Origin of the sequence: Sinorhizobium sp. P24N7, assembly GCF_042436655.1 — a bacterium.
GTDB classification, from domain to species: domain Bacteria; phylum Pseudomonadota; class Alphaproteobacteria; order Rhizobiales; family Rhizobiaceae; genus Sinorhizobium; species Sinorhizobium meliloti_A.
In genome coordinates, this window is record NZ_JBHMIW010000005.1 from 143,529 (window position 1) to 157,781 (window position 14,253).

The following is a 14,253-nucleotide window of genomic DNA, read 5'->3' on the forward strand; positions in this document are numbered from 1 at the left end:
GTGCGCGTGGCGGCCGCCACGCGCATTCAATTGCCGGCGCTCTCCATCCGTCGCGTCTGCAGGACCTTTTCCAGCCAGCCGATTTCCATTTCGGGAACCGACTTCAAAAGCAGATCGGTATAGTCGTCGAAGGGCGGCGAAAGGACCTTAGACTTCGGACCGAAGCGCACCAGCCGGCCGCGATGCATTACGGCGACGCTGTCGGCGATTGCCCGGACGATCGCGATGTCATGGGTGATGAAGACGTAGGAGACGGCGGTTTCCTCCTGCAGCTTCAGAAGCAGGTTCAGAATGCCCTCCGCCACCAGCGGATCGAGCGCCGAGGTCGGCTCGTCGCAAAGGATGAGTTCCGGTTGGGCGGCAAGCGCCCGGGCGATCGCGACGCGCTGCTTCTGTCCGCCGGAAAGCTCGGCCGGATAACGATCGAGGAAGCGGGTGCCCATTTCGATCTGGTCGAGCAATTCCTTCACCCGCTCGGTCTTCTTGGCGCCATGCATTCCGAAGTAGAAGGAGAGCGGCCGGCCGACGATATCGCGCACCGTCTGGCGCGGGTTCATCGCCGTATCGGCCATCTGATAGATCATTTGGATCCGCCGAAGCTCGTCGTTGGTTCGCCCCTTCAAGGCTTTCGGCAGTTCCTTTCCTTCGAAGGTGATGCGCCCTTCGCTCGGCGGCAGCAGGCCGGTGATGACGCGTGCGAGCGTCGACTTGCCCGATCCGGACTCCCCGACGACTGCAAGCGTCTGCCCCTTAGGCAGATGCATCGAAACGTCGTGCAGCACCTTGAAGCCGTTGGCGTAGCCGGCATGCACATGTTCGATCTTGAGAAGCGTGCCGGTCTGGTCCGGGGCCTCGACGCGTTTTTCCTGACGGACGCTGACGAGGGCGCGGGTGTATTCTTCCCTCGGGGCCTCGATCACCTGCTTCGTGGTGCCGTATTCCACGGTCTTGCCGTGACGCAGCACCATGATGTCGTCGGAGATCTGGGCGACGACCGCAAGATCGTGGGTAATGTAGAGCGCCGCCGTGTCGGTCTCTTCGATCGCGTGCTTGATGGCCGCGAGCACGTCGATCTGGGTCGTCACGTCGAGCGCGGTGGTTGGCTCGTCGAAGACGATCAGTTCCGGATTGGGGCAGAGTGCCATGGCGGTCATGGCGCGTTGCAACTGCCCGCCCGACACCTGGTGGGGATAGCGGTCGCCGAAGGTCTCCGGATTGGGAAGGCCGAGGACCTCGAAAAGATAGAGCGCGCGCCTGTTCGCCTCTTCACGGCTCATGACGCCGTGACGGACCGACGCCTCGATCACCTGATCGCCGAGCTTGTGCGCCGGGTTGAAGGCGGCTGCGGCGGACTGCGCGACGTAGCAGACATTGCGCCCGCGAACCGCGTTGATGCCGCTGCGGCCGAGCTTCAGGATGTCGCGGCCGTTGAGCAGCACCTCACCGCCGGTGATCCTCACGCCGCCGCGGCCATAGGCGAGCGCCGAAAGGCCGATGGTCGACTTGCCGGCACCGGACTCGCCGATGAGACCGAGCACCTTGCCTTTTTCGAGATCGAAGGAAACACCCTCGACCAACGTCACCACCTTCGGCGGTTCGCCCGGCGGATAGCTCGTCGCTTCGATCTTCAGGTTCTTGACGGAAAGCAGCTCAGGCATCGCCGCGGCCTCCTTTCAGGCTCGAGGTGCGCTTCATCAGCCAGTCGACGACGAGATTGACGCAGATGGCGAGGGCGGCGATCGCTCCGCCCGGGATGAGCGCGGCCGATATGCCGAAGATGATGCCATCCTTGTTGTCCTTGACCATGCCGCCCCAGTCGGCGGCCGGCGGCTGGATGCCAAGGCCGAGGAAGGAGAGGGTGGAGAGGAACAGGATCGAGAAGGCGAAGCGCAGACCGAACTCGGCGAGCAGCGGCGACAGCGTGTTCGGCAGGATTTCCCGGAAGATGATCCAGACATTGCCTTCGCCGCGTAACCGCGCAGCCTCGACGAATTCCATCACCGCGACATCGAGGGCGACGGCCCGGCCGATGCGGAAGACGCGCGTCGAGTCGAGCACGGCCATGACGAGGACCAGGATCCACAGATGCTGCGGCAGCACCGCGAGAACGACGAGTGCGAAGATCAGCGTCGGCACCGCCATCATCAGATCGTTGAAGCGGGAGAAGAACTGATCGACGAAGCCGCCCGTGACGGCTGCGGTGAAGCTCAGGATCATGCCGAGAGCGAAGGAGAGCACGGTTGCAGCCAACGCCACGAAGATGGTCGTGCGGGCACCGTAGATCAGGCGCGAGAGCAGGTCGCGGCCGAGATTGTCCGTGCCGAGCAGGAAATCGCCGCCGGCCGGGAGCCAGATCTCGCCGACCACCTCACGCTCGCCGAAGGGCGCCAGGACGGGCGCGAAGAGAGCGCACAGAAGCGCGATCGCGATGCCGATGATGCCTACCCAGGCACTGAAGGGAATGGATTTCAGGTTCATCGCGGGTGCCTCAGTCTCGGATTGGCGAGAATGGCGAGAATGTCGGCCGCCATGTTGAGGAAGATGTAGAAGGCCGCAAAGATCAGCCCGCACGCCTGCACGACGGGCATGTCGCGCACCGTCACGGCATCCACCATGTATTGCCCCATGCCGGGATAAACGAAGACGACCTCGACCACGACGACGCCGACGACCAGATAGGCAAGGTTCAGCGCGATGACGTTGATCACCGGGGCCACGGCATTGGGGGCGGCGTGCCGTGCGATGATGCGGAACGTGCCGAGCCCCTTGAGTTCGGCGGTTTCCACGTAGGCCGACGACATGACGTTGAGGATGGCCGCGCGCGTCATGCGCATCATATGGGCGAGGACCACGAGCACGAGGGTCGCAACCGGAAGTGCGATCGCCGAAAGGCGGTCCATGAAGCCCATGCTGGCGTAGACGGTGGCCGGGAAGGTGGCGACCCCCCATTTTACGGCGAAGAACATGATCAGCAGATAGCCGATGAAGAACTCCGGCAGAGAGATCGCCGCAAGCGATATCACGTTGATGATCTTGTCAGGCAGGCGGTTGCGGAATTGCACCGCGAGCATCCCTAGCCCCACGGCCAGCGGTACGGAGACGAGCGCCGCGAAGAAAGCGAGGAAGAGCGAGTTGCCGAGGCGGTTGCCGATCTGCTCGCTGACGGAATTCCTGCTCGCCCAGGACGTGCCGAAATCACCCTGCACGGCGCCGCCGAGCCAGCTGAGATAGCGCTCGCTCCAGGGGCGGTCGAGCCCGAGATCCTTGCGGATGTTCTCGACAGCCTGCGGCGTCGCCGACTGGCCGAGATAGGTGGTGGCGAAATCGCCGGGCAACGCCTCGATGCCGCCGAAGATCATCAGCGACACGGCGAAGAGCAGGCCGACGCTCAGTCCCAGGCGCTGAAGGATCAGCGCCGCGAGAGGACGGCGAAAGGCGAAGCGCCGCCAGAACGTGCCGCCGAGCTCGTCGGCGGCCGGGTCGGATTTGGCTGGGACACCGGAAAGATCGGGGGACCGCAGGGCTGTCTCGCCTGCGGTCGCATCCGTCACGACCGGACCCGTGATCGGTCCGCTTTCCATCATCAGGCGTCCAGCCATACCCTGGTCGCGACATAGCCGTTCGACATGTCGTTGCCGATGTCGTGGACGTAGCCCTTCACCGTTTTACCGGCCGCGTTCACGAAGTCGTTGAACATCGGCAGGATCAGGCCGCCTTCGTCGCGCACCATCATCGCCATGGTGCGGTACATGTCCTTGCGCTTCGCTTCGTCCAGCTCGGAACGTGCTTCGAGCAGGATCTTGTCGAAATCCGGACGCTTGAAGCGGGTATCGTTCCAGTCGGCTGTCGAGAGATAGGCGGTGGAGTACATCTGATCCTGGGTCGGACGCCCGCCCCAATAGGATGTCGAGAAGGGTTGGACGTTCCAGACGTTGGACCAATAGCCGTCGCCCGGCTCGCGCTTGACCTCGATCTCGATGCCCGCCTTCTTGGCGCTCGCCTGGTAGAGGACGGCGGCATCGACCGCGCCCGGGAAAGCGACGTCCGAGGTGCGCAGCAGCACCGGGCCGCTATGGCCGGACTTCTTGTAGTGGAATGCCGCCTTGTCCGGATCGTAGGCGCGTTGCTCGATACCTTCGGGGAAGAGCGCATAGGTGTCGTTGATCGGGAAGTCGTTGCCGACCTTGCCGTAGCCGCCAAGAATGCGCTGTACCAGCGTCTCGCGATCCATCGCGTATTTCAGCGCCATGCGCAGGTCGTTGTTGTCGAACGGCGCCGTGTTGCAATGCATGATGAAGACGTAATGTCCTCGGCCCGACGTGTTGAGGATTTCGACGGTCGGCGCCTTCTTCAACAGGTTGACCGTCTTCGGGTCGACGCGGTTGATGAAGTGGACCTGGCCCGAGGACAGCGCCGCGATGCGCGCCGTCGCGTCGTTCATCGCGATCAGTTCGACGGAATCGACGTAGCCGCGGTCGGTGCGCCAGTCGTCGGCATTTCTTTCGAATGTGGCCCGCACGCCCGGCTCGAAGCTTGCGACCTTATAGGGGCCGGTCCCGATCATCGCGTCGGGATTGTCCGTGCCGCCGTTCGGCTGGATGATGAGGTGATAATCGGTCAGCAGCAGCGGCAGGTCCGCATTGCCCTCCGTCAGCGTCAAGACGAGCTTGTCGCCGTCGGCCTTGATTTCCTTGATGGATTTCATCACGCCGAGCGCGCCGGACTCGGACTTTTCGTCCGTGTGTCGCTGCAGGGTCTTGATGACGTCGTCGATCGTCAGTTCCTTGCCGTCGTGGAATTTGACGCCTTTGCGGATGGTGAAGGTCCAGGTGGCGGCGTCGGCGGAGGGCTCCCAGGATTCTGCAAGCGCCGGCACCGGTTCGCCGGTCGTCGGGTGGCTCTCGACGAGCATGTCGCCCCAGTTCCGGCCGACCACGAACATGAATTGCGACAGCGCCTTTGCGGGATCCCGCGAATCGGTGGCGGCTGCCCCTTCGAGGCCGAGCTTCAGGTGACCGCCGCGCTTCGGCTCCTGCGCCGCGGCGCTGGACGCGAAGAGCGTATTCGCCGTAGACACAGCAATGCCGAGGGCGGCGGCGCGTCCGAGAAATTCACGCCGGTTCATTTTGCCGAGCATGACCTGACGTGCCAAATAGTCTTTGTAATCGCTCATTCCCCTGTTCCCTTCTTCAGCCGGCATTCGCCGTTCGTTGTGATTGGTAGAGTGTTCGCGTATTTGCCATCGGTCGAGATGGCCGGAGGTGGTTTGCAGTCCACCGGGATCGTCTCTATCCTGACCTCCTTGTCGTCTCTTTGCGCGTTATCCGCGTTGTTCACCCATAAGGCTAAACGCTTGGACGTGGCTTGTAACGTCCTAAATTATAAATCTTTTCCATAAGCATGTCTTATGGAAAGACTGCTCAGCCGCACGCGCCGGTGCTCGCGACGCGTCACGCTGAAGGCCGGCATCCTCCGGCTTCCACTCTGTCCGCGGCCGAAGAGGCCGCGTATCTCAGCGTCCCTTCCAGACCGGGTCGCGCTTCTCCGCAAAGGCGCGGGCGCCCTCGAGCTGGTCCTCGCTCGAATAGAGGACATCGACTGTCCTGAACTGGCGACGGGTTACCTTGTTCATGGTCGTCTGGAAGTCCCGGCCCTCGGCATCGCGGACCACTTCCTTGATTGCGGCATAGACGAGCGGCGGGCCGCTTTCGAGCAGGCGCGCCAGTTCCCAGGCCCGGTCCATCAGCCGTCCGGCCGGCAGGATCTCGTTGACGAAGCCCCAGCGGTTCGCTTCGACCACGTCGAGCCAGCGGCCGGTGAGCAGCATGTCCATGGCGATATGGTAGGGGATTCGCTTCGGCAGCTTGATTGAAGCGGCATCGGCGAGCGTGCCCGAGCGGATTTCCGGGAGTGCGAAACTCGCATGTTCGGCTGCGAGGATGATGTCGGTCGAAAGCGCGATCTCCAGGCCGCCACCGCAACAAATGCCGTTGACGGCCGCGATGATGGGCTTGTTAAGGTCGCGCAGCTCCTGCATCCCGCCGAAACCGCCGACGCCGTAGTCTCCATCGACTGGATCGCCTTCCGCGGCCGCCTTCAGGTCCCAGCCGGGGCAGAAGAATTTCTCGCCGGCGCCGGTGATGATCGCGACCCTGAGCGCCGGGTCGTCCCGGAAATCGCGGAAGATTTCGCCCATGACGCGGCTGGTCTTCAGGTCGATGGCGTTGGCCTTCGGCCGGTCGATCGTGACTTCGAGAATGCCGCCTTCGCGGCGCGTAAGGATCGGTCCGGTCATGGGCTCATTTCCTCCGGCGGATCAGGGCGTCGGCGGCAACGGCTCCGTGGCCGTCCGGCAGCACCATTATAGGATTGATATCGAGTTCTTCGAGTTTGGAAGCGTTTGCAACGACATAGGATGCCGCGGCAGCGACAGTTCCCGCCAAGGCGGCGATATCGCCCTTGGGATTGCCGCGATAGCCGTCGAGCAGCTTGGCGATCTTCAGGCCCGCAATCGCATCGCGGATCATCTCTTCGGTGACCGGCAGCGTGAGGATCGCGGAATCCTCCAGCAATTCGACGAGAATTCCGCCCGCGCCGATCGTCAGCACCGGACCTGCGACCGCGTCGCGCATCGCCCCGACGATCAGCTCCGCCACAGGCCTGGCGATCATCTTCTCGACGAGGTAACCGGAGGCAACCGCAGCCATGCCTCGCGCCGCTGTGATGACCTCCTGACGGCTTGTCAGATTGACCTTGACCGCACCGGCTTCGGTCTTGTGCGCCACGCCGAGGCCCTTGAGGACCACGGGGAAGCCGAGGGCCTCGGCCGCCGCTGCGGCTTCCTCGACTGTCGCGGCGCTCCTGCCACCGGGAATGATGACGCCCGCTGCCGCGAGCTCAGCCTTCGCTTCGGCTTCGCTCAGGGTGACGATCTCGCCTCCCTCAGGGCGCGAGCGGAGGAGGGGAGGTGCTGCGGGCTTCGCCCAGATCGCTCCGATCGCAGCGGCGGTCTCGATGGCGGCGAGCGCCTCGTCGATGCCGAAGAAGGGCACGACGCCCGCCGACACCAGCGAGAGCGCGGTTTCCTCGGGCATGTTCTCGCCGAGGCTCGCAACGATACCGGCGACCGCGCCGGTAGCCTTCGTCGCATCGATGATCGCCTCACAGGTCGTGACCCAGTCGGCCGCGTCGCATCGGTCGAGCCGCGGGAAATCGAGCACGATCAGGTTGAGGGCATAGCCGCCGCGCATCATGGCCGTGAAGGCGGCCGTCTGCTTCTCGCGATTTCCCCAGACGAAGGTGTGGTAGTCGAGCGGATTGGCGATCGTCACCATTTCGCCGAGGCTTTCGCGCAGCGGCTGGCGCTGTTCCTCCCTGAGTGCCCGGAAATTGACTTTGCGCCGGACGCCGGCATCCGCCATCAGCGATGCCTCGCCGCCCGAACAGCTCATCGAGGAGATATCGGCGCTGGGCAGCGGCCCATGAAGATGCAGCAGCTTCAGCGTTTCGAGCAACTCGGGCAGCGTATCGACGCGGCCGATGCCGAGGCGGGCGAGCAGGGCCGAGGAGACCCGGTCGTTGCCGGCTAGCGAGGCGGTATGGGAGACGGTTGCAAGCTGGGCTGCTTCCGATTTCCCGACCTTCAGCGTGACCACGGGTTTGCCCAGCTCGCGTGCGCGGGCGGCAAGCCTTTCCAACGCCTCGATACTGTCGAAGCCTTCGATATGGAGACCGACGGCGGTGACGCGCGGATCCTCGAGCACGGCGCAGGCGATGTCGGAAAGGCCCGTCTGCGCCTGGTTGCCGGCCGTCATGACATAGGCCAGCGGCAGCCCGCGCTTCTGCATGGAGATGTTGCAGGCGATGTTGGAAGATTGCGTGAGGATCGCGACGCCGCGTTCGACCCGAAGCATGCCGTGCTGGTCGGGCCAGAGCAGCGCGCCGTCCAGCATGTTGATGAAACCGTAGCAGTTGGGCCCGACGATCGGCATGTCGCCGGCCGCCGCGACGAGCGCCTCCTGCAGGTCGTTGCCGTCGGCAAGCTCGTTTGCCGCCTCGCGGAAACCGGAGGCGTAGCAGACGGCACCCCCGGCGCCGCGCGCCGCGAGATCGCGGATGATCTCGATCGTGAGCGCGCGGTTGACCCCGACGAAGGAGGCATCCGGCGCCCCCGGCAGGTCGGACACCGAGCGATAGCAGCGGCGGCCGAGGATTTCTTCTTCGCGCGGGTGGACCGGCCAGATGTCGCCGGCAAAGCCCATCTTGTCGCATTGCTCGATGACGCGGCGCGCCTCCTTGCCGCCGAAGACGGCGATGGAGCGTGGGCGGATGAGACGGTCGAGGGAGCGGGGAGTGGAGGTCATGCCGCGCCCCCGGGGAGTGCGCCGGGGAGATGCCCGGCAGGGCAGAGGGGGGTAATTTGCGGAAGCTCGCCCATCGTTCAGGCCCCCAGCGGCCGGAGCAGATCGCGGCTGATGATGTGTCGCTGGATCTCGGACGTCCCATCCCAGATGCGCTCGACGCGGGCGTCGCGCCAGAAGCGGGCGAGCGGCAGGTCGTCCATGAGTCCCATGCCGCCATAGATCTGGATCGCCTCGTCTGTGACGCGGGCGAGCATTTCGGTGGCATAGACCTTGGCCGAAGCGATCTCGCGGTTGGACGGCAGGCCCTGGTCGAGCCGCCAGGCGGCCGAGAGTGTCAGAAGGTCGGCCGCGTCGATCTCGGTGATCATGTCGGCAAGCTTGAAGGAGACTCCCTGGTTGGCGCCGATCGGCTTGCCGAACTGCTTGCGCTCGGCCGCGTAGGAGAGTGCGTAATCGAAGGCGCGACGGGCGCGGCCGACGGAGGTGGCCGCCACGGTCAGGCGCGTGGCGTAGAGCCAGTCGTTGGCAATATCGAAGCCTTTATGGGCCTCGCCGAGGATCTGGGCGGAAGGCAGGCGGCAGTCGTCGAAAGTCAGGATGCAGTTCTTGTAGCCGCGATGCGAGACGGAATTGTAGCCCTCGCGGATTTCGAAGCCGGGGGTGCCGCGATCGACCAGGAAACAGGTGATCTTCTTCTTCGGTCCGCGCGGCGTCTGCTCCTCGCCGGTGGCGACGAAGACGATGACGAAATCGGCAATGTCGGCATGGCTGATGAAGTGCTTCGTCCCGTTGACGATCCAGTCGTCGCCGTCCTGCCGTGCGAAGCATTTCATCCCGCGCACGTCCGAGCCGGCATCCGGTTCGGTCATGGCGAGCGCGTCGAACTTGTCGCCGCGGACGGCCGGGAGCAGGTATCGCTCTCGCTGATCCTCGTTGCAGGCCATCAGGATGCCGGAGGGCCGCCCGAAAAAGACGGTGAGGCCCATGGACCCGCGGCCGAGCTCGCGCTCGACCAGAGTGAAGGTCAGATGGTCGAGGCCGGCGCCGCCGACCTCTTCCGGGAAGTTGCAGGCGAAGAAGCCGAGTTCCTTGCATTTGCGGGCGATTTCCAGCCCGAGTTCGCGCGGCACCACTCCGGTCCGCTCGACCTCGTTCTCATGCGGATAGATCTCGGTCTCGACGAAGGTGCGGACCGTGTCGACGATCATCTGCTGTTCTTCGGTCAGTGCGAAATTCATTGTTCTCCCTCGTCAATTCTGGTGCGCGCGGCAGATCGCTCCTCAACGATCTGCTGCGGGCTCTCGGGCGGTGCCCCTCTCCTCGGGCTAATCCGAGGACTATCCCTCTCCCCGTCGGGACGTCCTTGGGACGGGGAGAGGTGCCGGCAGGCGGATGAGGGGCTCTTATCCCGCCAGCATCGCCATCACCGTTTCTGCCCCACATGCCGTCCCGCGCCCTCGGGCGCGTCCAGCTTCGCATGACCTTCCGCGATCGGCTTCAGCTTGGCCATCACCTCCGCCGGTGCCGGCACGGACTTGCCGGCCTTGGCGTCGACATGCAGCATCATCTGTTCGGCGGTGGCGATGACGTCGCCCGACGCCGCATCGTGAATGCGCGTGAAGAAGTGAATGCGCTTCTCGTCCGACGAAAGAAGCTGCAGGGTCGTATAGAGCGCCTGTCCGAGCTTGGCTTCGCCGAGATGACGAATGTGGGTCTCGACCGTGTAGTAGCTGTGGCCGGCCTCGACATAGGCGAAGTCGACGCCGATCAACTTGAGCAGTGCGTCCGAGGTGTCGCCGAAGAGCTGTAAGTATCGATGCTCTGTCATGTGGCCGTTGTAGTCGACCCAGGCGGCGTTGGCCCTGGTATCGACCAGACGCAGCGGCCCGGACGCGTCCAGGCTTTTCGACGGACTGCCGCCCTTTTCCCAAAGCCGCTTCTCGAAATCGGCGAGCAGCTTGCCGGCACCCCAGCCTTTGCCGCCGTCGCCGGCCTTCAAGGCATGCATGATGCCGACGAGGTTTTCGTCCCGGATGCGTTCGAGTTCGCGGATGGAGCGACCGGCGGCCTGCGCGTCCGATTGTGCCCCGATCTTCTCGACGAGCGCGTCGTCGAGATCGACCACGTCGGTGAATTTCGTCCAGGGCCATTTGAGGCAAGGGCCGAACTGGGCGAGGAAATGGCGCATGCCCGCTTCGCCGCCGGCGATGCGATAAGTCTCGAAGAGACCCATCTGTGCCCAGCGCATGCCGAAGGAATAGCGCATGACGTCGTCGAGAGTCTCGGTATCGCAGATGTCGTCCTGGATCAGCCAGAGTGCTTCGCGCCAGAGCGCCTCGAGCAGGCGGTCGCCGACGAAGGCCTCTATCTCCTTGGCGATGACGACGCCCTTCATGCCGATCTCGGCGACCGCTTCCTCGGCGCGCCCGATCGTTTCCGGCGACGTTTTCTTGCCGCCGACGAGCTCCACCAGCGGCAGCAGATAGACCGGGTTATAGGGATGGGCCACGAACATGCGTTCTGGGTGTTTCATCTCGGCCTGCAGGTCGGACGGGAGCAGGCCCGAAGTGGAGGAGCCGATGAGGGCATCGGGCCGGGCGGCCGCATCGATCTCGTTGATGACGCCGCGCTTCAACGGCAACCGTTCGGGCACGCTTTCCTGAATCCAGTCAACGTCCTCGACTGCTTCCTGAATGCTCTTGCAGAAGGTGAATTTGCCGCGCGGCGGAAGCGGCGCCATGGTCAGCATGCCATAGGCGCGTTCCGCGTTGGCCATGACCTCGCCGATGATGCGCTCGGCTTCCGGATGCGGGTCGAAGATGTTGACGTCTATTCCTGCAAGCGCAAAACGCGCAGCCCAGGCCCCGCCGATGACGCCGCCGCCGATACAGGCGGCCCTGGTGATTGTGGTCATTCCCCTCTCCATTCAAAATGTCGTAAGAGCCGCTCCCGATCCCTTCGGGACCGACCTCCCCACAAAGGGGAGGGACAGGTGGCGCCTGCCGCGGCAGGTTAAGTCCTCCCCTTGTGGGGAGGGTTGGGAGGGGTCTTGTTACCGCTTCGTCAGCTTCAGCTTCCTGCGGACCTCCTCCGGACCGATGATCTTCGCGCCCATGCTCTCGACGACGGAAACCGCTTTCTCCACGAGCTGGGCATTGGTCGCCAGCTGGCCCTTGCCGACATAGAGATTGTCTTCCAGGCCGACGCGGACGTTGCCGCCGGCAAGGATTGCGGCAGCGGGATAGGCCATGGCGTTGCGGCCGATCGAGAAGGCGGAAAAGGTCCAGTTCGAGGGAACGTTGTTGACCATGGCCATGAAGGTGTTGAGATCGTCCGGCGCGCCCCACGGAATGCCCATGCAGAGCTGGATCAGCACCGGATCCTCGATCAGGCCTTCTTCGGCGAGTTGCTTGGCGAACCACAAATGCCCGGTATCGAAGGCCTCGATCTCCGGACGCACGCCGAGTGCGGTCATCTGCCGTGCCATCTCGCGCAGCATCGACGGCGTATTGGTCATGACGTAATCGCCGAGCGAGAAATTCATGGTGCCGCAGTCGAGCGTGCAGATTTCCGGCAGGCATTCGGCGACATGCGCGACGCGTTCGGTGGCGCCGGCCATGTCCGTGCCCTTCTCGTTGACGGGGAAGGGGCTCTCGACGTTACCGAATACGAGGTCTCCGCCCATGCCGGCGGTCAGATTGAGCACCACGTCGATGTCGGCGGAGCGGATGCGGTCGGTCACCTCCCTGTAGAGGTCGAGCCGCCGCGCAGGCGCGCCGGTGTCGGGATCGCGGACGTGACAGTGGACGACCGCGGCACCCGCCTTGGCGGCCTCGATCGCCGATTCGGCGATCTGTTTCGGCGTGACCGGAACGTGGCTGGATTTCGAGACGGTGTCTCCTGCGCCGGTGACGGCGCATGTGATGAACACCTCGCGGTTCATGCTGAGCGGCATTGATGTCCTCCCTTTCGTTGCCCGTATTACGGGCCAGAAAGTGCCGCGTTGCTTTGCATTAAGAGAAGCATCCTATACATTATCGGAATTCTCTGGAGGAAGTTTTGCCGTGGACAGCAGCATCGCGCAGGCGCAGCATATCGACCTTCTGATCTTGCCGGAGACCAATCTCATCCTTGTCGCATCGGTTGTCGAACCGTTGCGCGCCGCCAATCGCATCGCCGGGCGCACGCTTTACAGCTGGAGCCTGTTCAGTCCGGACGGGAGGGCGATCGAGACGAAGAGCGGCATTCCCGTCCCGGTGGCCGGCGCCTTCCGCCCGCAGCGCGAGACGGCGCCGCTCTTCGTGCTTTCCAGCTACCACTGGCAGCGCAGCGCCACCTCGCAGCTCAAGATGCTCCTGTCGCAGACGGCGCGGCACCGGGAGATGATGGCCGGAATCGAATCCGGCTCCTGGCTGCTGGCGGAGACGAGCCTCCTCGACAATTTCTCGGCCACCACCCACTGGGAGGATTTCGAGGATTTCGCCGCCGCCTATCCGCAGGTGACGATGGTGCGCGAGCGTTTCGTCATCGACCGAAAACGCATCACCACCGGCGGCTCGCTGCCGACGCTGGACCTGATGCTGGAACTGATCCGCCGCGCGCACGGCTATTCGCTGGCGCTCGAAGTGTCGCGCCTCTTCATCTACGAGCAGGAACGCACCCGCGGCGACCTCCTGCAGGTACCCGCGATCGGCAACATGCGCATTCTCGAGACCCGCGTCGGCGCCGCGGTCAAGCTGATGGAAGAAACGGTCGAGGCTCCGCTGACGCTCGCGCGGCTGGCGCGCCGCGTGGGGGTCAGTGCCCGGCACCTTCAGGATCTCTTCAAGGAGACCATGGGCGTCGCGCCGCACGAACACTATCTGGCGCTGCGGCTGAACGCAGCGCGGCGCAAGGTGATCGAAACGCGGATGGAGTTCGCCGACATTGCGGCGATTTCCGGCTTCAATTCATCATCTTCATTTTCGCGCAGCTATCGCGCGCATTATCGCGAAAGCCCCAGCGAGACGCGCCGGCGGCTCAAGCTGAAGAACTGATTCAAGGGCTTCAGGCGGAAGATGAGCGAAGCTGAGTTTTGCGAGTCGAATCAGAGGTCTGCGGCCAATCCATCGAGAGATGATTCAGCGATCAGACCACCGTCTCGCCCCCGTCCACCACGAGGATCTGTCCCGTCATGTAGGAGGAACGGTCGGAAACAAGGAAGAGGATCGACTCGGCGATCTCGTCGACGCTCGCCCAGCGGCCGAGCGGAACCCTCTCGCGGATATAGGCTTCGATGGCCTCGCGCCCGCCCATCTGGTCGATGAAGGGTTCGTTGAAGGGCGTGTCGACCCAGCCGGGGCAGAGAGCGTTCACCCTGACACCGTATTTCGCATAGTCCCCCGCCATCTGCCGGGTCATGGCGATGACCGCGTGTTTCGTCGTCGTATAGGCGATCATCTCACGATCGTAGAGGACGCCGGACGAAGACGACGTGTTCACGATCACGCCGCGGCCGGCCGCCTTCATCGAGGGCATGACGAGGCGTGCAGCCATGAAATGGGCGCGGACGTTGAGGTTCCAGGACCGGTCGAAACCCGCCACCTCGACCTTTTCCAGGTCGCCGGCGACCTGCGCGCCGGCGTGATTGTGCAGGATGTCGATCCGCCCGTGCCGATAGAGGATATCGGCGATGCCGTCCGCAAGCGCTTCGTCGTCGGTGACGTCGACCGCGAGCGCTTCAGCGCTGCCGCCCCTGGTGGCGATCGCCGCCACGGTTTCGCCCGCGGCTTCCACGCTGCGGTCGACGACGACCACATGGGCGCCTTCGCGGGCCATGATGGCGGCACCCGCCCGGCCGATTCCGGAGCCCGCTCCGGTCACGATCGCGATCCGGTCATTCAGGATCATG

At 64.2% G+C, this 14,253-nt stretch carries 11 protein-coding genes; 1 reads left to right on the top strand and 10 read right to left on the bottom strand.

What is annotated here, in order from left to right; genetic code table 11:
- Positions 1 to 26: 26 nt before the first annotated feature.
- The 9 genes from ACFHWW_RS10220 to ACFHWW_RS10260 all read right to left on the bottom strand — a co-directional run bounded on the left by ACFHWW_RS10220 (position 27) and on the right by ACFHWW_RS10260 (position 12,318).
- A complete protein-coding gene (locus ACFHWW_RS10220) occupies positions 27 to 1,658 on the bottom strand; it encodes an ABC transporter ATP-binding protein (RefSeq protein WP_379938128.1) in 1,632 nt (543 codons plus the stop codon).
- Positions 1,651 to 2,478 (bottom strand): ABC transporter permease, encoded by an 828-nt coding sequence (locus ACFHWW_RS10225; RefSeq protein ID WP_379938129.1) that lies wholly within the window; start codon positions 2,476 to 2,478, stop codon positions 1,651 to 1,653. The genes ACFHWW_RS10220 and ACFHWW_RS10225 overlap by 8 nt, the downstream gene beginning before the upstream one ends.
- Entirely contained in the window at positions 2,475 to 3,599 is a 1,125-nt protein-coding gene (locus ACFHWW_RS10230) for an ABC transporter permease (protein WP_338282489.1), read from the bottom strand. Before ACFHWW_RS10230 ends, ACFHWW_RS10225 begins: the two co-directional genes overlap by 4 nt.
- Positions 3,584 to 5,173 (bottom strand): ABC transporter substrate-binding protein, encoded by a 1,590-nt coding sequence (locus ACFHWW_RS10235; RefSeq protein ID WP_018095532.1) that lies wholly within the window; start codon positions 5,171 to 5,173, stop codon positions 3,584 to 3,586. Before ACFHWW_RS10235 ends, ACFHWW_RS10230 begins: the two co-directional genes overlap by 16 nt.
- Positions 5,174 to 5,512: 339 nt before the next feature.
- The gene (locus ACFHWW_RS10240) at positions 5,513 to 6,295 is read right to left on the bottom strand and encodes a carnitinyl-CoA dehydratase (protein ID WP_018095531.1); all 783 of its coding nucleotides are present in this window, start codon (positions 6,293 to 6,295) and stop codon (positions 5,513 to 5,515) included.
- Between the two features lie 4 nt (positions 6,296 to 6,299).
- A complete protein-coding gene (locus tag ACFHWW_RS10245) occupies positions 6,300 to 8,363 on the bottom strand; it encodes an acetate--CoA ligase family protein (protein ID WP_379938130.1) in 2,064 nt (687 codons plus the stop codon).
- Between the two features lie 77 nt (positions 8,364 to 8,440).
- Positions 8,441 to 9,601: an acyl-CoA dehydrogenase family protein gene (locus ACFHWW_RS10250; protein WP_127711286.1), complete on the bottom strand. Its 1,161-nt coding sequence runs from the start codon at positions 9,599 to 9,601 to the stop codon at positions 8,441 to 8,443.
- A gap of 185 nt (positions 9,602 to 9,786) precedes the next feature.
- Entirely contained in the window at positions 9,787 to 11,277 is a 1,491-nt protein-coding gene (locus ACFHWW_RS10255) for a carnitine 3-dehydrogenase (protein ID WP_379938131.1), read from the bottom strand.
- Positions 11,278 to 11,415: 138 nt separating this feature from the next.
- On the bottom strand, positions 11,416 to 12,318 hold the full coding sequence (locus ACFHWW_RS10260; protein ID WP_018095527.1) for a 3-keto-5-aminohexanoate cleavage protein: 903 nt from the start codon (positions 12,316 to 12,318) through the stop codon (positions 11,416 to 11,418).
- Positions 12,319 to 12,427: 109 nt separating this feature from the next.
- Here ACFHWW_RS10260 and ACFHWW_RS10265 point away from each other — a divergent pair, with 109 nt between their 5' ends.
- A complete protein-coding gene (locus tag ACFHWW_RS10265; protein WP_275597610.1) occupies positions 12,428 to 13,399 on the top strand; it encodes a GlxA family transcriptional regulator in 972 nt (323 codons plus the stop codon).
- Positions 13,400 to 13,490: 91 nt separating this feature from the next.
- Here the strand turns inward: ACFHWW_RS10265 and ACFHWW_RS10270 are convergent, their stop codons facing one another.
- Positions 13,491 to 14,252 carry an SDR family NAD(P)-dependent oxidoreductase gene (locus ACFHWW_RS10270; protein ID WP_379938132.1) on the bottom strand — a complete coding sequence of 254 codons (762 nt, stop codon included), beginning with the start codon at positions 14,250 to 14,252 and terminating at the stop codon, positions 13,491 to 13,493.
- Between the last annotated feature and the right edge of the window lies 1 nt (position 14,253).